Source organism: Modestobacter sp. URMC 112, assembly GCF_053502575.1.
In genome coordinates, this window is the sequence record NZ_CP199957.1 from 719,844 (window position 1) to 741,391 (window position 21,548).

General features: G+C 75.9%; 23 protein-coding genes. 19 read left to right on the forward strand and 4 right to left on the reverse strand.

The window, feature by feature from the left end; all coding sequences use genetic code 11:
- Positions 1 to 15: 15 nt before the first annotated feature.
- The 7 genes from hemL (at position 16) to ACWIX6_RS03485 (ending at position 6,530) form a co-directional block, all read left to right on the forward strand.
- Complete coding sequence (gene hemL / locus ACWIX6_RS03455) at positions 16 to 1,380, forward strand: glutamate-1-semialdehyde 2,1-aminomutase (RefSeq protein ID WP_448615457.1); 1,365 nt, start codon at positions 16 to 18, stop codon at positions 1,378 to 1,380.
- Complete coding sequence (locus ACWIX6_RS03460; protein ID WP_448615458.1) at positions 1,377 to 2,024, forward strand: histidine phosphatase family protein; 648 nt, start codon at positions 1,377 to 1,379, stop codon at positions 2,022 to 2,024. Before hemL ends, ACWIX6_RS03460 begins: the two co-directional genes overlap by 4 nt.
- Positions 2,025 to 2,046: 22 nt before the next feature.
- Positions 2,047 to 2,604 carry a TlpA family protein disulfide reductase gene (locus ACWIX6_RS03465; RefSeq protein WP_448615459.1) on the forward strand — a complete coding sequence of 186 codons (558 nt, stop codon included), beginning with the start codon at positions 2,047 to 2,049 and terminating at the stop codon, positions 2,602 to 2,604.
- 3 nt (positions 2,605 to 2,607) lie between these two features.
- The gene (locus ACWIX6_RS03470; RefSeq protein WP_448615460.1) at positions 2,608 to 3,462 is read left to right on the forward strand and encodes a cytochrome c biogenesis CcdA family protein; all 855 of its coding nucleotides are present in this window, start codon (positions 2,608 to 2,610) and stop codon (positions 3,460 to 3,462) included.
- Between the two features lie 7 nt (positions 3,463 to 3,469).
- On the forward strand, positions 3,470 to 5,134 hold the full coding sequence (gene resB / locus ACWIX6_RS03475; protein ID WP_448615461.1) for a cytochrome c biogenesis protein ResB: 1,665 nt from the start codon (positions 3,470 to 3,472) through the stop codon (positions 5,132 to 5,134).
- Positions 5,131 to 6,099, forward strand: a complete 969-nt coding sequence (ccsB, locus tag ACWIX6_RS03480) for a c-type cytochrome biogenesis protein CcsB (RefSeq protein ID WP_448615462.1) — start codon at positions 5,131 to 5,133, stop codon at positions 6,097 to 6,099. Before resB ends, ccsB begins: the two co-directional genes overlap by 4 nt.
- 110 nt (positions 6,100 to 6,209) lie before the next feature.
- Complete coding sequence (locus ACWIX6_RS03485) at positions 6,210 to 6,530, forward strand: hypothetical protein (protein ID WP_448615463.1); 321 nt, start codon at positions 6,210 to 6,212, stop codon at positions 6,528 to 6,530.
- Between the two features lie 204 nt (positions 6,531 to 6,734).
- On the opposite strand, the gene ACWIX6_RS03490 is transcribed toward ACWIX6_RS03485, so the two are convergent.
- Positions 6,735 to 6,965 (reverse strand): hypothetical protein, encoded by a 231-nt coding sequence (locus tag ACWIX6_RS03490; RefSeq protein ID WP_448615464.1) that lies wholly within the window; start codon positions 6,963 to 6,965, stop codon positions 6,735 to 6,737.
- 108 nt (positions 6,966 to 7,073) lie between these two features.
- Between ACWIX6_RS03490 and ACWIX6_RS03495 the strand changes: the two genes are divergently transcribed.
- Positions 7,074 to 7,502, forward strand: coding sequence for an Lrp/AsnC family transcriptional regulator (locus tag ACWIX6_RS03495; RefSeq protein ID WP_448615465.1), 429 nt, complete (start codon positions 7,074 to 7,076; stop codon positions 7,500 to 7,502).
- Positions 7,495 to 7,791 (forward strand): DUF4229 domain-containing protein, encoded by a 297-nt coding sequence (locus ACWIX6_RS03500; RefSeq protein WP_448615466.1) that lies wholly within the window; start codon positions 7,495 to 7,497, stop codon positions 7,789 to 7,791. The genes ACWIX6_RS03495 and ACWIX6_RS03500 overlap by 8 nt, the downstream gene beginning before the upstream one ends.
- A 60-nt stretch (positions 7,792 to 7,851) precedes the next feature.
- On the opposite strand, the gene ACWIX6_RS03505 is transcribed toward ACWIX6_RS03500, so the two are convergent.
- Entirely contained in the window at positions 7,852 to 8,721 is an 870-nt protein-coding gene (locus ACWIX6_RS03505; protein ID WP_448615467.1) for a 1,4-dihydroxy-2-naphthoate polyprenyltransferase, read from the reverse strand.
- Entirely contained in the window at positions 8,721 to 9,869 is a 1,149-nt protein-coding gene (gene menE / locus ACWIX6_RS03510) for an o-succinylbenzoate--CoA ligase (protein ID WP_448615468.1), read from the reverse strand. The genes ACWIX6_RS03505 and menE overlap by 1 nt, the downstream gene beginning before the upstream one ends.
- A gap of 63 nt (positions 9,870 to 9,932) precedes the next feature.
- Here menE and ACWIX6_RS03515 point away from each other — a divergent pair, with 63 nt between their 5' ends.
- The 3 genes from ACWIX6_RS03515 to ACWIX6_RS03525 are packed head-to-tail and all read left to right on the forward strand — an operon-like array spanning position 9,933 to position 13,408.
- Entirely contained in the window at positions 9,933 to 10,892 is a 960-nt protein-coding gene (locus ACWIX6_RS03515; protein ID WP_448615469.1) for an o-succinylbenzoate synthase, read from the forward strand.
- Complete coding sequence (gene menD, locus ACWIX6_RS03520; protein WP_448615470.1) at positions 10,889 to 12,583, forward strand: 2-succinyl-5-enolpyruvyl-6-hydroxy-3-cyclohexene-1-carboxylic-acid synthase; 1,695 nt, start codon at positions 10,889 to 10,891, stop codon at positions 12,581 to 12,583. The genes ACWIX6_RS03515 and menD overlap by 4 nt, the downstream gene beginning before the upstream one ends.
- 60 nt (positions 12,584 to 12,643) lie before the next feature.
- Positions 12,644 to 13,408, forward strand: coding sequence for a DUF427 domain-containing protein (locus tag ACWIX6_RS03525; RefSeq protein WP_448615471.1), 765 nt, complete (start codon positions 12,644 to 12,646; stop codon positions 13,406 to 13,408).
- An 87-nt stretch (positions 13,409 to 13,495) separates the two neighbouring features.
- On the opposite strand, the gene ACWIX6_RS03530 is transcribed toward ACWIX6_RS03525, so the two are convergent.
- Positions 13,496 to 14,770: an isochorismate synthase gene (locus ACWIX6_RS03530; protein WP_448615472.1), complete on the reverse strand. Its 1,275-nt coding sequence runs from the start codon at positions 14,768 to 14,770 to the stop codon at positions 13,496 to 13,498.
- Between the two features lie 38 nt (positions 14,771 to 14,808).
- On the opposite strand from ACWIX6_RS03530, the gene ACWIX6_RS03535 reads away from it, so the two are divergent.
- The 7 genes from ACWIX6_RS03535 to nuoE all read left to right on the forward strand — a co-directional run bounded on the left by ACWIX6_RS03535 (position 14,809) and on the right by nuoE (position 21,547).
- Entirely contained in the window at positions 14,809 to 15,534 is a 726-nt protein-coding gene (locus tag ACWIX6_RS03535; RefSeq protein ID WP_448615473.1) for a demethylmenaquinone methyltransferase, read from the forward strand.
- A gap of 389 nt (positions 15,535 to 15,923) precedes the next feature.
- A complete protein-coding gene (locus ACWIX6_RS03540; protein WP_448615474.1) occupies positions 15,924 to 17,216 on the forward strand; it encodes a geranylgeranyl reductase family protein in 1,293 nt (430 codons plus the stop codon).
- A gap of 85 nt (positions 17,217 to 17,301) precedes the next feature.
- Positions 17,302 to 17,664, forward strand: coding sequence for an NADH-quinone oxidoreductase subunit A (locus ACWIX6_RS03545; protein ID WP_448615475.1), 363 nt, complete (start codon positions 17,302 to 17,304; stop codon positions 17,662 to 17,664).
- Between the two features lie 27 nt (positions 17,665 to 17,691).
- Complete coding sequence (locus ACWIX6_RS03550) at positions 17,692 to 18,366, forward strand: NuoB/complex I 20 kDa subunit family protein (RefSeq protein WP_448615476.1); 675 nt, start codon at positions 17,692 to 17,694, stop codon at positions 18,364 to 18,366.
- Complete coding sequence (locus ACWIX6_RS03555; RefSeq protein ID WP_448615477.1) at positions 18,363 to 19,082, forward strand: NADH-quinone oxidoreductase subunit C; 720 nt, start codon at positions 18,363 to 18,365, stop codon at positions 19,080 to 19,082. Before ACWIX6_RS03550 ends, ACWIX6_RS03555 begins: the two co-directional genes overlap by 4 nt.
- 13 nt (positions 19,083 to 19,095) lie before the next feature.
- A complete protein-coding gene (locus ACWIX6_RS03560) occupies positions 19,096 to 20,418 on the forward strand; it encodes an NADH-quinone oxidoreductase subunit D (protein WP_448615478.1) in 1,323 nt (440 codons plus the stop codon).
- A gap of 73 nt (positions 20,419 to 20,491) precedes the next feature.
- Positions 20,492 to 21,547 (forward strand): NADH-quinone oxidoreductase subunit NuoE, encoded by a 1,056-nt coding sequence (gene nuoE, locus ACWIX6_RS03565; RefSeq protein ID WP_448615479.1) that lies wholly within the window; start codon positions 20,492 to 20,494, stop codon positions 21,545 to 21,547.
- The last annotated feature ends 1 nt before the right edge of the window (position 21,548 follow it).

The window sequence follows — 21,548 nt, forward strand, 5'->3', positions numbered from 1 at the left end:
TGGGAGGGTGGGATCATGAGCGAGCGGTACCCGTACGAGGCGCCGGGGTCGGCGCAGCTGTTCGACCGTGCCGGCCGGGTGACCCCCGGCGGCGTCAACTCCCCGGTGCGTGCCTTCCGGGCGGTCGGCGGCACGCCGCGGTTCATGGCCGAGGGCCGGGGCCCGTGGATCACCGACGTCGACGGCCGGCGCTACGTGGACCTGGTCGCCTCCTGGGGACCGATGATCCTGGGCCACGCCCACCCGGAGGTCGTCGCCGCGGTCACCGCCGCCGCCCGCCGCGGCTTCAGCTTCGGCACGCCCACCGCGGGTGAGGTCGACCTGGCCGAGGAGATCGCCGGCCGGATGGCCCCGGTCGAGCGGGTCCGGCTGGTCAACTCCGGCACCGAGGCCGTGCTGTCCGCGATCCGGCTGGCCCGCGGCGCCACCGGCCGCCCGCTGGTGGTCAAGTTCGCCGGCTGCTACCACGGCCACGTCGACTCCCTGCTGGCCTCGGCCGGCTCCGGTGTGGCCACCCTCGGGCTGCCCGACACCCCCGGCGTCACGACCGGCGCGGCCGCGGACACCGTCGTGCTCCCGTACAACGACGTCGCCGCGGTCGAGGCGGTGTTCACCGAGCGGGGCGACCAGATCGCCTGCGTCATCTCCGAGGCGGCCGCCGGCAACATGGGCGTCGTCCCGCCGCTGGACGGCTTCAACTCCGAGCTGCGCCGGATCACCGCCGCGCACGGGGCGCTGCTCGTCCTCGACGAGGTGATGACCGGCTTCCGGGTGTCCCGCTCCGGCTGGTACGGGATCGACCCGGTCGACGCCGACCTGTTCACGTTCGGCAAGGTGATGGGCGGCGGGCTGCCGGCCGCGGCGTTCGGCGGTCGGGCCGAGGTGATGGAGCAGCTCGCGCCGGCGGGCCCGGTGTACCAGGCCGGCACGCTCGCGGGGAACCCGGTCGCGGTCGCGGCCGGCCTCACCACGCTGCGGCTGTGCACCGAGGACGTCTACACCCGCTGCGACGAGGTCGCCGCCGTGCTGCGCGGAGCGGCCAGCGCCGCGCTGTTCTCGGCCGGGGTGCCGCACCGCGTGCAGCAGGCCGGCTCGATGTTCTCGGTGTTCTTCGTCCCCGACGAGCGGCAGGTGCGGGACTACGACGACGCGCGCACCCAGGACACCGCGCGGCACCGGGCCTTCTTCCACTCGATGCTGGCCGACGGCGTGTACCTGCCGCCCTCGGCCTACGAGGCGTGGTTCGTCAGCGCCGCGCTGGACGACGAGGCGCTCGAGCACGTGCTCGACGCCCTGCCGGCGGCGGCCCGCGCGGCGGCCGCGGCGGCCGGTGACGAGGAGACCGCCGTCGCCAACGACGCGCAGGTGCTCTCCCCGTGAGCGACCCGGACCAGCCGACGACGGTCGTGCATCTGATGCGGCACGGCGAGGTGCACAACCCCACCGGCGTCCTCTACGGCCGGCTGCCGCACTTCCGGCTGTCCCCGGCCGGCGAGGACATGGCCCGCACCACCGCCGACTGGTTCGTCGGGCGCGACGTCACCCACCTGGTCGCCAGCCCGCTGGAGCGCGCGCAGCAGACCGCCCGGCCGATCGGTGAGGTGCTCGGCCTGCCGGTCGCCACCGACGACCGGCTGATCGAGGCCGGCAACGACTTCGAGGGCAAGACCTTCGGCGTCGGGGACGGCGCCATGCGGCACCCGGCCAACTGGTGGCGGCTGCGCAACCCGTGGCGGCCCTCCTGGGGCGAGCCCTACCGGGAGATCGCCGCCCGCATGGTCGGTGCCGTGGCCACCGCCCGGGACGCCGCCCGGGGGCACGCCGCCGTCCTCGTGAGCCACCAGCTGCCCATCTGGACGCTGCGGCTGCACCTCGAGGGACGCAGCTACCTGCACGACCCCCGGCGCCGGGAGTGCGGTCTGGCCAGCGTCACCTCGCTGACCTACGTCGGCGACCGGCTGACCGGGATCGACTACGCCGAGCCCGCCGGCGCGACCGACCCCGACGCGGTGCCCGGTGCGTAGCCGGTCACCCCGGGGGCCGGCCGTGGCGCTCGCCCTGGCGCTGGCCGTCCTCCCCGGCTGCTCGACCGGCCAGGGCCAGGTGGACGTGGCCAACGGGGGCGAGTTCCGGTTCGTGGCGGGGACGCCGGCCGGCGAGGTCATCCCCGAGGCCGAGCGCGCCGCCGCGCCGGAGTTCTCCGGCACCCTGCTCGGCGGCGGGCAGTTCCAGTCGACCGAGCTGGCCGGGGACGTCGCCGTGCTGAACTTCTGGGGGTCCTGGTGCGCGCCCTGCCGGGTGGAGACCCCGCAGTTCCAGGAGGTCTACGACGAGGTCCGGGACTCCGGCGTGCAGTTCCTCGGGCTCAACGTCAAGGACGCCGAGCAGCTGGCCACCGCCTTCGTGGAGAGCAAGGCCATCACGTTCCCCTCGCTGTTCGACCCCACCGGGGAGACCGCGCTCGCCTTCCGGGACTACCCGGCGACGGCGATCCCCTCGACGATCGTGCTCGATCGGGACTACCGGGTCGCGGCGGTGTACACCGGTGAGGTGCAGCAGGACGACCTGCGCGCGGTGCTCGACCTGGTGCTCGGGGAGGTCTGAGGGGTGGGGGAGACCGTCACGGGGCTGGTGACCGACGGGCCGCTGCTGGTGGCCGCCGCGGTCGCCGCGCTGGCCGGGCTGATCAGCTTCGCCTCGCCCTGCGTGCTGCCGCTCGTGCCCGGCTACCTGTCCTACGTCACCGGCCTGGTCGGTACCGGCGCCGTGACGGCCGCCCCGGCACCCTCCGGCGCCGGAGACTCCAGCGGGCCCTCCAGCGGGCCCGGGCGCACCGTCACCGCGGTCCGCGCGACGGTCGACGGGCGCTCGCCCCGCGGCCGGATGGTGCTCGGCGCCGTGCTGTTCGTGCTCGGGTTCACCGCCGTCTTCGTCGCCTTCGGGGCGCTGTTCGGCGGCCTGGGCCGGCTGCTGCTCGAGCACCAGGACGTGATCACCCGGGTGATGGGCGTGGTCACCGTCGTCGTCGGGCTGGCCTTCCTGGGCTGGCTGCCGGCACTGCAGCGGACCCGGAAGCTCGCCGTCCGGCCCGCCGCCGGCCTCGCCGGGGCGCCGCTGCTCGGCGTGGTCTTCGGACTGGGCTGGACGCCGTGCCTCGGGCCCACGCTCTCGGCGGTCAACGTGCTCGCCTTCACCGAGGCCACGGCCACCCGCGGTGCACTCCTGGGGGTGGCCTACTGCCTCGGCCTGGGCGTGCCGTTCGTGCTGGTGGCGCTGGGCGCGCGCTGGGCGATGGGGGCGACGTCGTTCCTCCGCCGGCACGCCGCGGCGGTCACCCGGGTCGGCGGCGCGGTCCTGGTGCTGGTCGGTCTCCTGCTGGTCACCGGCGCCTGGACCGAGATGATGCTGTGGCTGCGCGGCTGGCTGGCCGCCACCGGCCTGGGCGAAGGCGCGCCGCTGTGAGTCGACCGTGACCACCACCGCCCCGCCGCGGCCCCCGGAGGCCGTCCCCACCCCGCCCTCCCGGCCGCCGCTGCACCGTGTCGTCGGCTCCCGGCTGCTGCGCTGGTGGCGGCAGCTCACCGCCATGCGCACCGCGCTGGTGCTGCTCTTCCTGCTGGCGCTGGCGGCCATCCCCGGCTCGCTCCTGCCGCAGCGGTCGCTGTCCCGGACCAACGTCAGCCGGTACTTCGCCGACCACCCGGAGCTGGCGCCGGTGCTGGACCGGCTGTACGCCTTCGACGTCTTCAGCTCGCCCTGGTTCGCCGCCATCTACCTGCTGCTGTTCGTCTCGCTGATCGGCTGCGTGCTGCCCCGGGCGGTCGAGCACGCCCGGGCCGTGCTCGCCCCGCCGCCGGCCGCGCCCCGGCACCTGCACCGGCTGCCCGAGTCGGCCGAGCTCGCGACCCCGCTGCCCCCGGCCGAGGCGCTGGACGCGGCGGAGGAGGAGCTGCGGGTCGCCCGCTACCGGGTGGTCCGCCGCGAGGGGCCCGCCGGGCAGGAGGTCTCGGCGGAGAAGGGCCACCTGCGCGAGACCGGCAACCTGCTGTTCCACCTGGCCCTGCTGGCGCTGCTGCTGGGGCTGGCCGGCGGGAAGCTGTGGGGCCACGAGGGCAGCATCCTGGTCACCGAGGGCGGCGGCTTCTGCAACTCCTTCCAGCAGTACGACACCTACTCCGCCGGCCCGCTGGTCGACCAGTCCGACCTCACCCCGCTGTGCGTGGACCTCACCGACTTCCGGGCGGAGTACGAGGAGAACGGCACCGCGGCCTCCTTCACCGCCGACATCGGCTACGGCGCGCCCGGGGACGCCGACCAGCGCCGCACGACCATCGGGGTCAACGACCCCCTGCGGGTCGACGGCGACCGGGTCTACGTCACCGGGCACGGCTTCAGCCCGTGCTTCACCGTCACGGTGCCCGGCGCCGCGCCCTTCACCGACGTCTGCGCGCCGTTCCTGCCCGCCGACCAGACGACGATGGCCAGCGAAGGGGCGCTGAAGCTCCCTGACCTGGGCGCCGGCGCCACCGACCAGCTGGCCCTGCAGGGGTTCTTCGCGCCCACCGGCGTCCTGCAGGGCGGCGTGCTCACCTCGGTGGACCCCCGGCCGCTGGACCCGCAGGTCGCCGTCTTCGTCTACCGCGGCTACCTGGGCCTGGACTCCGGGCTGCCGCAGTCGGTGTACTCGCTGGACCAGACCCAGATCGACCGGGAGCGGCTGACCCGGGTCGGGGCGGCCAACCTCGCGGTGGGGGAGTCCACCACCCTGGAGGACGGCACGGTGGTCGCCTTCACCGGCTACAAGGAGTTCGCCGCCCTGCAGCTGTCGCACGACCCTGGGCAGGTCTGGGTGCTCGGCGCGGCCGGCGCCGTGCTCGCCGGCCTGCTCGGGATGCTGCTGGTCCGGCGGGAACGGGTGTTCGCCCGCGCCCGGCCCGCCTCGGACGGCGGGGGTACCGTGCTGACGATCGGGTCGCTGACCCGGGGCAGCGCCGACACCGGGCCGCGCTTCGCCGCGCTCACCGACGAGGTCCGGACGGCGCTCACCGCCCGGACCGACCGCACGCCCCGTCCCACCCCGGCCCCGCCGTCCCCCGACGGCGCGGCCCCGGAGAAGGAGATCCCGCCCTCGTGATCGACCCGTCCCTGGCCTCGCTGTCGGACACCCTCTTCTCCCTCACGGTGGGGCTCTACTCGCTGGCCGTGGTGGCCTTCTGCGCGGAGCTGGCGTTCGGTGCCCGGTCGGCGCCGGCGCGCTCCCGGGAGCTGGTCGCCGCCGGTGCGGACCGGGCACTGCCCGACGCGCCGCCCACGGCGGAGCCGGTCGAGCCGCCGCGCGCCCGGCGGGTGGGCATGGTGGCGATGGCCCTGACCGTGCTCGGTCTGCTGACCCACGCGGCGGTGCTGGTGACCCGGGGGATGGCCACCGACCGGCTGCCCTGGGGCAACATGTACGAGTTCGCCACCGCGGTCGTGCTGGTGGCGGTCGTCGCCTACACCGTGCTGGCCGTCCGGGCGCCGGTGCTGCGGCACATCGGCGTCTTCGTGCTCGGCCCGGTCGTCGTCGCCATGGTGCTTATCGGGCTCTTCCTCTACGCCGAGGCCGGTCCGCTGGTCGCGGCACTGCGGTCCTGGTGGCTCGGCGTTCACGTCAGCAGCGCGGTCCTCGGCTCCGGTGTCCTGCTGGTCAGCGGGATCACCAGCGTGCTGTACCTGGTGAGGTCGCGGTTCGAGGAGAAGCCCGCCGGCACGACCTCCCCGACGTCGATGCTGGCCCGGCTGCCCAGCGCGGCCGCGCTGGACCGCACCGCCCACCGCACGGTGGTCTTCGGCTTCCCGATCTACACGTTCGCGCTCATCGCCGGCGCCATCTGGGCGGAGAGCGCGTGGGGCCGGTTCTGGGGCTGGGACCCCAAGGAGACCTGGATGTTCATCTCCTGGGTCGTCTACGCCGCGTACCTGCACGCCCGGACGACGTCGGGCTGGCGGGGGCGGCCCTCGGCCTGGGTGAACATCGTCGGGCTGGTCGTCGTCCTGTTCAACCTGCTCTACGTCAACATGGTGTCCACCGGCCTGCACAGCTACGGCGGCCTGAACTGAGCTGACCGGCCCGCGTGCCGGGTGCGGTCACCCTGGGTCACCGCCCGGGCGGAGTCCCGCCGGGGACGTGTCCTGGAGCGGCACCCATGTCATCCTGTGCGGCATGACTCATGGCGGTGGGGTTCACCGTGGGTAGGCACGCGGCCGCCGACGGCTCCGAGGTGCACCCGCTGGTCGCGGCCGCGCTCGAGGCCAGGCCGACTCCGGGCACCGGGACGCCGGCACACGCGCCGGGCAACCGGGCTCCCCGGCTGACCTCGCCGGAGGGGGAGGGCGAGCTCGGCTGGCCCGGTCAGCCCGGCGACGGCACGGGCCTGGGCTGGCCGGAGGACACCCGCACCGGCACCCCGGCCACCGCGACGGTCACTCCGGCAGGACGCCGGTGGGACTGGCGGCGGCTCCTCGGCGGACGCGGCAGCAGCGCCGCCTGAGGAAGGACCCCGCCCTCCCCACCCTTCGCGAGCTCAGGGCGGGACCCGGGGCGGGGCCGAAGAACGTCGCCGCGTTTCCCCACGCCTCGCAAGCTCGACGCGGGCCCCTGTGGAAGGACCACCCTTCCCCCCACGCCTCGCAAGCTCGACGCGGGCCCCTGAAGGGGGGCCTGAGGACGTTGGCGCGGCCCCCGGAGGGGGCCGTCAGCTGGGGGCGCCGTCGTCCCGGCGGGTGCGCCGCTCGAGCTCCCGCAGGAACTCCGGGTCGTCGTCGGGTGCCAGCGGCCGGGTCGGCCGCTGGGGTCGCTGCGGTCGGGACGGCCGGATCGGGCCGCTGCGCCCGCCGGGACCTCCCTGCGCCGCCCCGGCGCGCATCACCAGCACGACCACGGTCACTGCAATCACCAGCATCACCAGGAAGACCACCCCGGCCACCCCCCTCGTCGCCCCCAATGTACGTCCGTGGACATACTCGGCGGCGGCGCAGCGGCCCGGCCGGGCCGGGCCGGACGGGGCAGTGGACGGAGGACGGTCATCGACGCGGTGGACGAGCAGCTGATCGCCCTGCTGCGGGCCAACGGCCGGGCCAGCTACGCCGAGCTCGCGCGGCAGGTCGGGCTGTCCGCGCCGTCGGTGCACGAGCGGGTCGGCAAGCTCGAGGCCTCGGGGGTCATTACCGGGTACCGGGCGGTGGTCGACCCGGCCGCGGTCGGGCTGGGGGTGACCGCGCTGGTCGGGGTGATCGAGAGCGACTCGGTCGACGACACCGGCCTGGAGGAGGCGATGGCCCAGCTGCCCTCGGTCGAGGACTGCTGGCGGGTCGCCGGCAGCGAGGGCTACGTGCTCAAGGTGAGAGTGGCCGACATCGCGGCACTGGAGGACACCATCAGCGCGTTGAACCGGATCAGAGGCGTCGCCCGCACCCGGACGACCGTCGTGCTGTCCACCAAGTGGGAGGGCCGTCATGGCTGACCAGTCCGCACCTGCCGCCCCGGCCGCACCCTCGTTGCTGCCGGCGCTCCTGCTCTACACGCTGGGCCGGCTGGTCATCGTCGCCGTGCTCTACGCCGTGCTGGCCTTCGCCGGTCTCCCGGGCATCCCTGGGGCGCTCTTCGCGCTGCTGTTGGGCATGCCTGCCGCCTACTTCCTGCTGCGGCCCGTGCGCGAGCGGCTCACCGCCGCCATCGTCGCCCGGGCGGAGGCCAAGGAGGCGCTGCGCGCCCGCCTGCGGGGCAGCGACACGGACGACGCCGCGCAGTGACGCCCCCGCTGCAGTGGCCCGCCGCGAGCCTGCGAGCGGTGAGGTGGACGGGGTCCTTCCTCAGCTGAGCGCCAGCCCCAGCGCCAGCAGCACCCCGGTCACCAGCGTCAGCCGGCCGGTGGTCTGCAGCGCCCCGATCAGCACCGGACCGCGCCCGCCGCGCAGCACGACCCGCACCGGCGGTACGGCCAGCGGAAGGGCGAGCAGCGCCAGCAGCGCCCAGGGGCGGGCGGCGCCGATCAGCGCCACGAGGACGAACGCGAGCACCACCAGCCCGGTGAAGAACAGCCGGGTGCGCTGCTCGCCGAGCAGCACGGCCAGGGTCCGTTTGCCGACGGCGGCGTCACCGTGCACGTCCCGCAGGTTGTTCACCACCAGCAGCGCCACGATGAGCAGGCCGATCGGCACGGCCGCGGCGAACGCCAGCCCCTCGAGGCTGCGGGTCTGGGCGAACGTCGTCCCGACCACCGCGACCAGGCCGAAGAACACGAAGACGAAGACCTCGCCGAGGGCCCGGTAGCCGTACGGGATCGGCCCGCCGGTATAGGTCCAGGCGGCGACGATGCTCACCGCGCCCACGGCCACCAGCCACCAGCTCGACAGCGCCGCCAGCGCCAGCCCGGCGACCGCGGCGACGGCGAACGCCAGCGCCGCGGCGACCAGCACCTGCCGCGGCGGGGCCGCGCCGGAGCCGACCAGCCGCATCGGACCGACCCGGTCGGCGTCCGTGCCGCGCCGGCCGTCGGAGTAGTCGTTGGCGTAGTTGACCGCGACCTGCAGCGCCAGGGCGACCACCAGCGCGAGGACGGCCGGCCCGGCGCGGAACCCGTCCAGGGCAGCGGCCGCGCCGCTGCCGACGAGCACCGGGGCGACGGCCGCGGGCAGGGTCTTCGGGCGGGCGCCGGCCAGCCACTGGGCGGGGGTGGCCACTACCGCTCTCCTTCGATGCCCGCCGCCACGGCGCGGCGGTCGGGCTTGCCGGTGTGCAGGGTGGGGACGGCGGTGACCCGGTGCAGCTCGCGAGGGGCGGCAGCGGGGCCGAGCCGCTCGGCCACCCAGGGCCGCAGCTCCGCCAGCGAGGGCTCGGCCCCGGCCGCGGGCACGACGACGGCGACCACCCGCTGCCCCCACTCGGCGTCGGGCCGCCCGGTCACCACGGCGTCGGCCACGGCCGGGTGCTCGCGGAGCACTGCCTCGACCGCCTGCGGGGCCACGTTCACCCCGCCGGTGACCAGCACCTCGTCCAGCCGGCCGTGCACGGTCAGCCGGCCGTCGGGGCCCAGGTCGCCGGCGTCGCGGGTGCGGAACCAGCCGTCGGCGAACGCCGCCGCGGTGCCCGCCGGGTCCAGCCGGTAGCCCAGCGCCAGCACCGGGCCGGACAGCTCGACGCCGCTGTCGTCGACCCGCACCCGGACGCCGTCCAGCGGCCGGCCGTCGTAGACGCAGCCGCCGGCGGTCTCGCTCATCCCGTAGGTGGTCCGCACCGCCACCCCGGCGTCCCGGGCCTGCCGCAGCAGACCCGGATCGGTGGCCGCCCCGCCGACCAGCACCCCGTCGAACGCGGCCAGCGCCGCGGGCTCGGTGGCCAGGTAGCGGCGCAGCTGCGTCGGCACCAGCGAGGTGTAGCGGCGGTCGCCGGCCGGCAGCCGGGCCGCGGCCGCGGCGAGCGACTCGCCCCGGCCGAGCACCGCCGGCGTGCGGTCGGCCAGCGCGCTGCGGCAGAGCACCTGCAGGCCGCCGACCGAGGAGGTCGGCAGCGCGAGCAGCCAGCTGCCGGAGCCGCCCAGCCGGTCCAGGGTCGCCGTCGCCGAGGCCCGCACCGCCGCGGCCGGCAGCAGCACGCCGCGCCCGGCGCCGGTGGACCCGGAGGTGACGACGACGAGGTCGGCGCCCGGCTCGAGGGGCACGTCGGGCCGCAGCACCGCCCGGGCGGCGGCGGCCGGGCCGGCGCCGGCGGGGAGCACGGCCAGCGGCGCACCCCCGTCCAGGCAGTCGCGGACCGCCGGCCAGACGGTGTCGAGGACCGCGCCGGCGTCGTCGGGGCCGGGGGACGGCACGAGGGTCAGGTGCCGGGCCACGAGGAGCCAGCCTACGGCGCGACCGGCGACGGCTGCGGCGCGCTCCGAACTACGCTGGCCCCTGTGATCGCCCCGGCAGCCGGCGGCGCGGAGCCGGCCCTGCGGGCGCACGTCTACCGCGTGCCGTTGCGCACCCGGTTCCGCGGCATCGACGTCCGCGACGGCGTGCTGGTGCACGGTCCGGCCGGCTGGGGCGAGTTCTCCCCGTTCTGGGACTACGACGTGGCCGAGAGCCGCCGGTGGTGGGGCGCCGCGCACGAGGCCGCGACGCTGGGCTGGCCCCCGCCGGTCCGCGACCGCGTCCCGGTCAACGTGACCGTGCCGGCGGTCGGCCCGGAGCACGCGCACGCGGTCGTCACCGCGTCGGGCTGCCGGACCGCCAAGGTCAAGGTCGCCGAGCCCGGGCAGTCCCCGGCCGAGGACGTGGCCCGGGTCGAGGCCGTCCGGGACGCGCTGGGCCCGGACGGCGCCATCCGGGTGGACGCCAACGCCGCCTGGGACGTCGACACCGCGGTGGCCCGGCTGCGCGAGCTGGACCGGGTGGGCCTGGAGTACGCCGAGCAGCCGTGCGCGACGCTGGCCGACCTGGCCGCGCTGCGCCGCCGGGTCGACGTCCCGGTGGCCGCCGACGAGGTGGTGCGCCGCTCGCCCGACCCGCGCCGGGTCGACCTGCGCGAGGCCGCCGACGTCGTCGTGCTCAAGGTCCAGCCGCTCGGCGGGGTGCGCGCGGCACTCCAGGTCGCCGAGGCACACGGGCTGCCCTGCGTGGTCTCCTCCGCGCTGGAGAGCTCGGTCGGCATCGCCGCGGGGGTCGCGCTGGCCGCGGCGCTCCCCGAGCTGCCGTACGCCTGCGGGCTGGCCACCGTCGCGCTGTTCACCGCCGACGTCACCGCCGAGCCGATGCTGCCGGTGGACGGTGCGCTGCCGGTCCGCCCGGTGGCACCCGACCGGCTGGCCGACCTGGCCGCCGACCCGGACACCGACCGCCGCTGGCGCGGCCGGCTGGCCGCGGTGCTGGCGTGAACCCCTCCACCGCCTTCGCCCGGGTGCTGGTCGACGAGCTGCTCCGCGGCGGGGTGACCGACGCGGTGCTGGCGCCGGGCTCCCGGTCCGCGCCGGTGGCGCTGGCGCTGGCCGCTGCCGAGGCGACCGGCCGGCTGCGGCTGCACGTGCGGATCGACGAGCGCACCGCGGCCTTCCTCGCCCTGGGGCTGGCCCGGGCGTCGGGCCGGCCGGTCCCGGTGCTGACCACCTCGGGGACGGCCACGGCGCACCTGCACGCCGCCGTCCTGGAGGCCTCGCACAGCGGGGTGCCGCTGCTGGCCCTGACCGCCGACCGCCCAACGGAGCTGCGCGGCACCGGCGCCAACCAGACGGTCGACCAGCCCGGCCTGTACGGCGGGGCGGTGCGCTGGGCGGTCGACGTCGGCGTGCCGGAGGCCGGCCGCGAGGAGCCGCAGAACCGCTACTGGCGCTCGCTGGTGGCCCGCGCGCTGGTGGTGGCCCGCGGCGACCTGTCCGGCGACCCCGGGCCGGTGCACCTGAACCTGGCGCTGCGCGAGCCGCTGCTGCCCGACGGGGAGCCGCCCGCCGTCCTGGAGCGCCCGTGGGCGGGCCGGCCCGGCGGCGCGCCGTGGACGGCGGCGCAGCAGGCGACCGACCCCAGCTCCGTGGTGACGGCCTGGCGGCCCCGGACGCTGGTGGTGGCCGGGGACGGGCCTCCGTCCCGGGGGCGGGTCGCCGCGGACGCCGCGGCCGGCCGTGGGCTGCCGGTGGTCGCCGAGCCCACCAGCGGGGCCTGGACCCGGGACGCCGTGCGGAGCGGGGTGCTCCTGCTCGGGTCCGCGGAGTGGCTGGACCGGCACCGCCCGGACCGGGTGGTGGTCGTGGGCCGGCCGACGCTGTCCCGCCCGGTCGCCGCGCTGCTCGCCGACCCGCGGGTGGAGGTCGAATCGGTCGTCAGCACGCCGCGGTGGCCCGACGCGAGCCGGTCCAGCTCCTCCGTCGGCCTCGGGTTCTCCACCGGCCCCGGCGAGGGCGCAGCCGTCGAGGGCGGGTGGCTGGCCGAGTGGCGGTCGGCCGCCGACCGGGTCGGGACGGCGGTCGACGCGGTGCTGGACGCCACGCCGGGCCTGACCGCCGCGCGGCTGGCCCGGGACGTCGTCGCCGCGCTGCCGGCGGGGGCGCTGTTCGTGCTGGGCTCCTCCACGCCGGTGCGCGACGTCGACCGGCTGGCCGCACCCCGGGGGGACGTGACCGTGCTGGCCAACCGGGGCGTCGCGGGCATCGACGGGACGGTCTCCACGGCGGTCGGCGCCGCGCTGGTGCACGGCGGCCCGGCGTTCGCGCTGATGGGCGACCTGACGTTCCTGCACGACCTGACCGGCCTGCTCGTCGGGGAGGGGGAGCCGGTGCCCGACCTGACCGTGGTCGTCCCGGACAACGACGGCGGCGGGATCTTCGCCCAGCTGGAGCCGGGCCGGCCGGAGTACGCGGCGGGCTACCGGCGGGTGTTCGGCACCCCGCACGGGCGGGACCTGGTGGCGGTGGCCGCGTCCCTGGGGTGGGCGGCGTCCCGGGTCACCGCACCGGACGAGCTGGGGTCCGCGCTGTCGGCCGGCGGTCCGCGGGTGGTCGTCGTCCGCACCGACCAGCGCGCCGAGGCGACGCTGGCGACCCACCTGCGCGAGGCGGCGGCCGCGGCGCTGCGCTGACGGCGTGAGGCGGGCGGGCCCGGGTACACCCGTGCCCGAGCACGAGGTCAAGGAGGTGCCGTGAGCGACTACCCGCAGGCGATCACCCCGCCCGACCAGGTCGAGCCCGTGCCGCGGCGGGTGCGCGCGGTCCTCGCCGGGACGACGGTGGTGGACACCACCCGCGCCCGCTACGTGTGGGAATGGCCGCCCTATCCGCAGTACTACCTGCCGCTGGCGGACGTGCGCCCGGGTGTCCTGGTCGACGAGCAGCGGTCGCGGCGCGCCGCCCGGGGGACGGCGCACCGGCACGGCGTCCGCGTGGGGGAGACCAGCCGGCCGGACGCCGCCGACGTCTACCGCGAGGACGCCGCCGAGGGCGTGGCCGGGACCGTGCGGTTCGACTGGGCGGCGATGGACGCCTGGTACGAGGAGGACGAACAGGTCTTCGTCCACCCGCGGAACCCCTACGCCCGGGTGGACGCCGTCCGCTCCAGCCGCACGGTCCGGGTCGAGCTGGACGGCGTCGTCCTCGCCGAGAGCACGTCGCCGGTGATGGTCTTCGAGACCGGACTGCCCACGCGCTACTACCTGCCGCGCACCGCGGTGCGGTTCGAGCACCTGGTGCCCAGCCGGACCGTCACCTCCTGCCCGTACAAGGGCACGACGAGCGCGTGGTGGTCGGTGCGGGTCGGCGACCGGACCGATCCCGACCTCGCCTGGTGCTACGACTTCCCCACGCGCGAGGTGCTGCCGATCGCCGGGCTGGTGGCCTTCTTAAACGAGAAGGTCGACCACGTCCTCGACGGCGAGCTGCTCGAGCGCCCCACGACGCCCTTCTCCTGACGGACCGGCCCCCGTACGAGGCCCCGGCCACCTCTCAGGGGCCCACGCCGAGCGTCAGCGAGGGGTGGGGGGCAGGAGGGTCCTTCGTCAGTCCTCCAGCGCCGCCTGGACCGCGGCGAACTTCGACTGGGTCTCGGCGAGCTCGGCGGCCGGGTCGGAGCCGGCCACGATGCCGCAGCCGGCGAACAGCCGGGCCTGCCGGCCGCCCTCGGCGCCGGTCAGCTCGGCGCAGCGCAGCGCCAGCCCGAACTCGCCGTCGCCGCGGCCGTCCAGCCAGCCGACCGGTCCGGCGTAGCGGCCGCGGTCCATGCCCTCGAGCTCGGAGATGACCTGCGCGGCGCGGGCCGTCGGCGTCCCGCAGACCGCCGCGGTCGGGTGCACGGCGCCGACGAGGTCCAGCAGCCCGGCCCCGTCCCCGGACCGCTGCCGGCCCCGCAGGTCGGTGGAGAGGTGCCGCACGTTGGGCAGGGTCAGCAGCTCCGGCTCGGGCGGCACGTCCAGCGAGCTGCAGAACGGCCGTAGCGCGTCGACCAGCGAGCCGACCGCGTAGGCGTGCTCGGCGCGGTCCTTGGCCGAGGACCGCAGCGCCGCGGCCAGCCGGGCGTCCTCGCGTCCTGCGCCGCGCGGTGCGGTGCCGGCCAGCACCCGGGCCGACAGTTCCCGGCCCGTGCGGCGCAGCAGCAGCTCGGGCGTGGCGCCCACCAGGCCGTCGACGGCGAAGGTCCAGCAGTCGGGGAACCGGGCGGCCAGCCGGCGGAGCAGCCGCCCGGGGTCGATCGGGTCGTCCGCGGTGACCAGCAGGTCCCGGGCCAGCACCACCTTGTCCAGTTCGCCGGCCGCGATCCTGGCCAGCGCTGCTTGCACCGCGGACTCCCAGGTGACCGGGTCCAGCGCACCGTCGGCGTAGCGCAGCGAACCGACCGGGACGTCGACCGGCGGGGTCCGGCGGATCACGTCGACCGGGTCGACGCCGGCGGCGGCGGTCACCCAGCTGCGGCCGGCGCGGCGGCCCACGACCACCTCGGGGACGACGAACACCGACGTCCCGGCGGCCGGGTCGAAGGCGATGCCGGCGAACACCACGGCGCCCGAGCCCGGGACGCCGACCGGGTCCACGACGCCCACCTCGCGGACCCGGGCCCGCCACCAGGCGTCCGCCTCGGCCAGCGCGCCGGGGCCGCTGACCTCCAGCCGGGCCGCCTCGCCCCAGCCGACCAGCCCCTCGCCGCGCCGGACCCAGGACATCGCGCCGGCGTCGGGGAGCAGGTCCAGCAGCGCGCCGCCGTCCTCGAGCGGGGTGGTGACCAGGACGTCCGCCGAGCCGGCCGCTGCGGGCGTCGGGCGGAGCGCGGCCGTGGTCACCGCTCCAGGGTAGGAGGCCCGGCGGTAGCGTCGCCGACGTGGCGACCGGGGCAGGACAGGCGGGGGCCCCGTCGGCGGGGGTGCGGGCGGGGCTGGACAAGCGGCCGGCCGAGGTGGCGGCGATGTTCGACCGGGTCGCCGGCCGGTACGACCTGACCAACACGGTGCTGTCCGGTGGGCTGGACGCCGGGTGGCGCCGGGCCACCCGGGCGGCGCTGGGGGCGACCCCGGGGTCGACGGTGCTGGACGTCGCCGCGGGCACCGCGGTGTCCACCGTCGAGCTGGCCGCCGACGGTGTGCTGGCGATCGCCTGCGACTTCTCCCAGGGGATGCTCCGCGCGGGCGCCGCCCGGCCGGTGCCCAAGGTGGCCGGTGACGCGATGGCGCTGCCGCTGGCCGACGAGAGCGTGGACGGTGTCGTCATCTCCTTCGGACTGCGCAACGTGGCCGACCCCCGGGCGGCGCTCCGTGAGTTCGCCCGGGTCACCCGGCCGGGCGGGCGGCTGGTGGTCTGCGAGTTCTCCAGCCCGACCTGGGCGCCGTTCCGCACCGTCTACACGGAGTACCTGATGCGCGCGCTGCCGCGGATCGCCCGGGCGGTGAGCAGCAACCCGGAGGCCTACGTCTACCTGGCCGAGTCGATCCGGGCGTGGCCGGCCCAGGCGGAGCTGGCGACCTGGCTGCAGGAGACCGGGTGGGCCGGCGTGGAGTGGCGGGACCTCACCGGCGGCGTCGTCGCGCTGCACCGCGGCACCCGGGCCTGAACCCCTCGCCCCGTCCCGCGGGTCGTTTCGCCGGGGAGCGCCCGGGCACGGGACGGCCATGACCTCACCACCGGTGCCCGCGCCCCAGCCGCCGTCCCCGTCGCCCTCCCCGGTCGACCCCGTGCCGCCGCCGACGCCGGCGCCGGTGCCCCAGCCGGGTCCCACCGACCCCACCGCGCCACCGCCGCAACCGTCACCCGGTCCCCTCTGACCCCTCCCGGCACGGCCGTGCCGGTCGACGGGCGGCGGTCCGGAGGAGTGGCTGAACCGTTACCGGGGGCGTGCTTGGGTTTCGTCACCGAGCAGGCATAGGCTTCCATCGTCCGACTTTGTGAAGTTGTTCACAAGCGTCACCGCCGGCCTCCGCCGGCGGGAGTGGAGGTCGTGCCGTGCCCAGCGCCGTGCCGTGCGTGGCGGACGCCGCGGACCGGGTCGCCGACGTGCTCGTCGTCGGCGCCGGCCCCGCCGGGTCCGCGGCCGGCTACTGGCTGGCCACCGCGGGCCTGGACGTCGCCGTCCTGGAGAAGGCGTCCTTCCCGCGCGAGAAGGTCTGCGGCGACGGCCTCACCCCGCGCGGGGTGGCAGCCCTGCAGGCCATGGGCGTGGACACCTCACCGGCCGCGGGCTGGGTCCGGCACCGGGGCCTGCGCGTCCACGGCGGTGGCTCGGTCGTCGAGGTCGACTGGCCGCGGCTGTCCTCCTGGCCGGACTTCGGGCTGGTCCGCAGCCGCCGCGAGCTGGACTCCCTGCTGGCCCGGCACGCCGCCGCGGCCGGGGCGCGGGTGCACGAGGGCGTCGCGGTCACCGCTCCGCTGCTGGACGACGCCGGGCGGGTGGCCGGGGTGCGGGCCGAGGCCGGCGACGACCGGGTCCCGCAGACCTGGCGGGCACGCCTGGTCGTGTCGGCGGAGGGCCTCTCCGGCCGGCTCGCCAAGGCCCTGGGCCTGCTCCGCCGGGAGGACCGGCCGCTCGGGGTCGCCGTCCGCCGGTACGTCGCCAGCCCCCGCGGCGAGGACGACTTCCTGGACGTCTCCTTCGACCTGACCCCGCACGGCCCCAGCCGGGAGTCGATGCCCGGCTACGGCTGGGTCTTCGGGATGGGCGACGGGACGGCGAACGTCGGCTACGGCCTGCTGGACACCCGCCGGGCCGGCGACGTCGACCACCGCGCCGTGCTGCGGGACTGGCTGGCCACGCTGCCCCCCGAGTGGGAGCTCGACGACGAGCACGCCGTCTCCCCGGTGCGCGGCGCCGGCCTGCCGATGGGCCTGCACCGCCGCCCGGCCTACACCCGCGGGCTGCTGCTGGCCGGCGACTCGGCCGGCACGGTCAGCCCCTGCAACGGCGAGGGCATCAGCTACGCCATGGAGACCGGCCGGATGGCCGCCGAGACCGCCGCCGAGGCGCTCGCCGCCCCCGAGGGGCCGGCCCGCGAGGCGGTGCTGCGCCGGTACCCGGAGCGGCTGGACGCCGAGTACGGCGGCCACCACCGCCTGGGCGCGGGCTTCCTGGCCCTGCTGCGCCACCCGGAACTGGTGCGCTTCGCCACCGCGCACGGGCTCAAGCGCCCGGTGCTGGTGCGCGCCGCGCTGCGGCTGATCGGCAACCTCAGCGACGGCCGGGACGGCGACGCCGTGGACCGCGCCGTCGCCTCCTTGACCACACTGGCCCGGGTGGCGTGATGCCCGTCGACATGCGGTCCGACATGTTGTCCCTGTCACGACCCGGTGCACGGAACGTGACCACCATCACCGTAGGGTGCCGCTGATGCTCTCGACCTACGTCCCGCTGGTCGGCCTGTTCGTGCTGGCCGCCGGGTTCGCGCTGTTCTCGGTGGCGGCCGCGCCGTTCATCGGCCCGCGCCGCTACAACCGGGCCAAGCTCGAGGCCTACGAGTGCGGCATCGAGCCGGTCGACCAGCCGCTCACCGGCGGCCGGTTCCCGGTGAAGTACTACCTGACGGCGATGCTGTTCATCGTCTTCGACATCGAGATCGTCTTCCTCTACCCCTGGGCCGTGGCCAACGAGGCGCTGGGCGTCTTCGGCCTGGTGGAGATGGCGGTCTTCATCCTCACGGTCTTCATCGCCTACGCCTACGTCTGGCGCCGCGGCGGTCTGGAGTGGGAGTGACCCACACACGAGAGGACGTTTCCTGACATGGGACTCGAGGAGAAGCTGCCCAGCGGCGTGCTGCTGACCAGCGTCGAGAAGCTGGTCAACTGGACCCGCAAGTCCTCGCTGTGGCCGGCCACCTTCGGCCTGGCCTGCTGCGCCATCGAGATGATGGCGTCCGGCGCGGGCCGGTACGACCTGGCCCGCTTCGGCATGGAGGTCTTCCGCGCCTCGCCGCGCCAGGCCGACCTGATGATCGTCGCCGGCCGGGTGAGTCAGAAGATGGCCCCGGTGCTGCGGCAGATCTACGACCAGATGCCCGAGCCGCGCTGGGTGCTGGCCATGGGGGTCTGCGCGAGCTCCGGCGGGATGTTCAACAACTACGCCATCGTCCAGGGCGTCGACCACATCGTCCCGGTCGACATGTACCTGCCCGGCTGCCCGCCCCGGCCGGAGATGCTGATGGACGCCATCCTCAAGCTGCACCACAAGATCCAGCACGAGCCGCTGGGGGCCAAGCGCGCCAAGGAGCTGGCCGAGGCCCGGGCCGACGGTACGGCGCCCGACCTGCACATCGAGATGCCCTCCACGGTGCGGGTCGACAAGGCCAAGCGGCGTGCGTACGAGGAGGCAGCGGCCGCCGGGCGCACCGGCCAGTTCGCCATCGAGCAGCGCGGCGGGAACGCCGTGCTCCTGCCCGGTGCCGGGGACCGCAGATGAGCGAGGAAGCGGGCTGGGGTCAGGCCACCGCGTCGGGCGGGGGTTTCCGCAAGGGTGCCTTCGGTGTCAGCGGCAGCGGGGACACCTCCGGCTTCGGCGGGCTGGTCCGCGTCGAGCCCGGCGGCGCGGTCGCGCTGCACAGCACCGACCGGCCCTACGGCGGCTGGTTCGACGAGGTCACCGACGCGCTGATCGAGGCGGTGGGGGAGGCCACCTACGCGGCCGCCGTCCAGCGGGTCCTGGTCGACCGCGGGGAGATCACCTACTTCGTGCTGCGCGAGCACCTGCTGACCCTGGTCCGCGCGCTCCGCGACGACGACGCCCTCCGCTTCGAGCTGTGCAGCAGCGTCTCCGCCGTCGACTACCTGGACAGCGGCGGGCCCGCGGCCACCCCGGGCCGCCCCCGGTTCCACGTCGTCTACCACCTGACGTCGATGACCTACCGCCGGCGGATCCGGCTGGAGCTCGCGGTCACCGCCGAGGACCCGCACGTCCCCTCGGTCACCGCGGTCTACCCGACCGCGGACTGGCACGAGCGGGAGACGTTCGACATGTTCGGCGTCGTCTTCGACGGTCACCCGGCCCTCACCCGGATCCTCATGCCCGACGACTGGGAGGGCCACCCCCAGCGCAAGGACTACCCGTTGGGCGGGGTGCCGGTGGAGTACCACGGCGCGCAGATCCCGCCGCCGGACGAGCGCAGGAGCTACCGATGAGCGGGAGCGCACCATGACCACGACGAGCGACCCGTACGCCGGTTCCCGGCAGACCACCGAGGGGCGGGTCTACACCGTCACCGGTGGCGACTGGGACGCCACCCTCGGCGCCGATCCGCACACCGATGAGCGCCTCGTGGTCAACATGGGGCCGCAGCACCCGTCCACGCACGGGGTGCTGCGCCTCGTGCTGGACCTCGAGGGCGAGACGGTGACCAAGGCGCGGGTGGTCATCGGCTACCTGCACACCGGCATCGAGAAGAACACCGAGTACCGCTCCTGGACCCAGGGCACGACCTTCGTGACCCGGATGGACTACCTGGCGCCGCTGTTCAACGAGACCGCCTACTGCCTGGCCGTGGAGAAGCTGCTGGGCATCGAGGCGCCGCCGCGCGCGCAGACGATCCGGGTGCTGGTGATGGAGCTCAACCGGATCGCCTCGCACCTGGTCGGCCTGGCGACCTTCGGCATGGAGATGGGCGCGCTCACCGGGATGACCAACGGCTTCCGGGAGCGCGAGATCGTCCTGGACCTGCTCGAGGAGATCACCGGGCTGCGGATGAACCACGCCTACGTCCGCCCCGGCGGCCTGGCGCAGGACCTGCCCGAGGGGGTCGAGGTCCGCATCCGGGAGTTCCTGGACCTGATGCCCGAGCGGCTCGCCGCGATGCACCGCCTGCTCACCGGCCAGCCGATCTGGCAGCGCCGGCTCAAGGACGTCGGCTACCTCGACGTCACCGGGTGCCTGGCCCTCGGGGTCACCGGCCCGATCCTGCGCTCGGCCGGGCTGCCCTGGGACCTGCGCAAGGTGGAGCCGTACTGCGGCTACGAGACCTACGACTTCGAGGTCCCGACCGCCGACACCGCCGACGCGTGGGGGCGCTACCTGGTCCGGGTGGCCGAGATGAGCGAGTCGCTGAAGATCATCGAGCAGGCGCTGGACAAGCTGACGCCCGGGCCGGTCATGGTCGAGGACAAGAAGATCGCCTGGCCCGCGCAGCTGTCCCTCGGCGCCGACGGCATGGGCAACTCCCTCGACCACGTCCGGCACATCATGGGCCAGTCGATGGAGGCCCTGATCCACCACTTCAAGCTGGTCACCGAGGGGTTCCGGGTGCCGGCTGGCCAGGTGTACTCGGCGATCGAGTCGCCCCGCGGCGAGCTGGGCTACCACGTGGTCAGCGACGGCGGCACCCGACCGTTCCGCGTCCACGTGCGGGACCCAAGCTTCACCAACCTGCAGGCGACGGCGGCGATGAGCGAGGGCGGCATGATCGCCGACGTCATCGCCGCGATCGCCTCGATCGACCCCGTGATGGGGGGAGTGGACAGGTGAGCGAGCTGGCGAGCTCACCCAGGACCACAGCAGTGCCGCGAGCGGCGTCGACGAGCGCCAGCGAGGAGATGACGTGAGTGCGCTTCCTGGTTCATACGAGGGGGCGGCGACCACCGGGCTGGACGACAGCCCGGTGGAGGCCCGCCCCGAGGTGCTCGCCCAGCTGCCGCCGCTGACGGCGCAGACCGAGGCCGAGGCGCTGGAGATCATCGCCCGCTACCCGCAGCCGCGGTCGGCGCTGCTGCCGATGCTGCACCTGGTCCAGTCGGTGCAGGGCTACGTGTCCCCCGAGGGCGTCGGCTTCTGCGCGCGGCTGCTGGGCCTCACCAAGGCCGAGGTGGGCGCGGTCGCGACGTTCTACACGATGTACAAGCGGCACCCGACCGGCCGGCACCTGGTGAGCGTGTGCACGAACACGCTGTGCGCCGTGCTGGGCGGGCAGCGGATCTACGACGCCGTGTCCGCGGACCTGGGCGTGGGGCACGACCAGACGGCGGCCGACGGCTCGGTGACCCTCGAGCACGCCGAGTGCCTCGCGGCCTGCGACTACGCCCCGGTCGTCACCGTCGACTACGAGTTCTACGACCAACAGGACGTGCAGAGCGCCCGGGACCTGGTCGCGGCCCTGCGGCGCGGCGAGAAGCCCGCCCCCACCCGGGGCGCGCCGCTCACCGACTTCCGCGGCATCTCCCGCCAGCTGGCCGGGTTCTCCCAGCACGCCGACGCCGCCGCCGCCCGCGCCGCCGTCGACGGCCCCGGGGTGGGGGAGCCGACGCTGATCGGCGTCCGGCTGGCCGCCGAGCGGGGCGAGTCCGCCCCGCCGATGTCCGAGGCCCCCCGCGCGACCCCTGATCCCGAGCAGCCGGCCGCCGCCACCCGGCCGACGGGGGAGAGCGGTCAGACACCGGAGAAGGAGGCCGCCGAGGCGCGCGTGGCGGCTGCCGACAACCCCGCCGAGCGGGCCGGGGCCGAGGAGGCCCACCCCGACCGCGGCACCGAGTACGGGCGGCGGCGCACCGAGCGGAGCCCCCGCGGCGGCACGTCCACCCCGGCCCCGGCCGAGCCGGGCGCCGGCTACCAGGGACCCGCCGCCGGACCCACCCAGCAGTCGACCGAGCGGGAGAACTGAC

Excerpts from the sequence above, each read along its gene's own strand:
- ACWIX6_RS03485 (WP_448615463.1), top strand. The coding sequence starts at position 6,210 with ATGGCGGTGGGGTTCACCGTGGGTAGGCACGCGGCCGCCGACGGCTCC.
- ACWIX6_RS03550 (WP_448615476.1), top strand. The coding sequence starts at position 17,692 with ATGGGACTCGAGGAGAAGCTGCCCAGCGGCGTGCTGCTGACCAGCGTC.
- hemL (WP_448615457.1), top strand. The coding sequence starts at position 16 with ATGAGCGAGCGGTACCCGTACGAGGCGCCGGGGTCGGCGCAGCTGTTC.
- ACWIX6_RS03555 (WP_448615477.1), top strand. The coding sequence starts at position 18,363 with ATGAGCGAGGAAGCGGGCTGGGGTCAGGCCACCGCGTCGGGCGGGGGT.
- ACWIX6_RS03545 (WP_448615475.1), top strand. The coding sequence starts at position 17,302 with ATGCTCTCGACCTACGTCCCGCTGGTCGGCCTGTTCGTGCTGGCCGCC.
- ACWIX6_RS03560 (WP_448615478.1), top strand. The coding sequence starts at position 19,096 with ATGACCACGACGAGCGACCCGTACGCCGGTTCCCGGCAGACCACCGAG.
- ACWIX6_RS03500 (WP_448615466.1), top strand. The coding sequence starts at position 7,495 with ATGGCTGACCAGTCCGCACCTGCCGCCCCGGCCGCACCCTCGTTGCTG.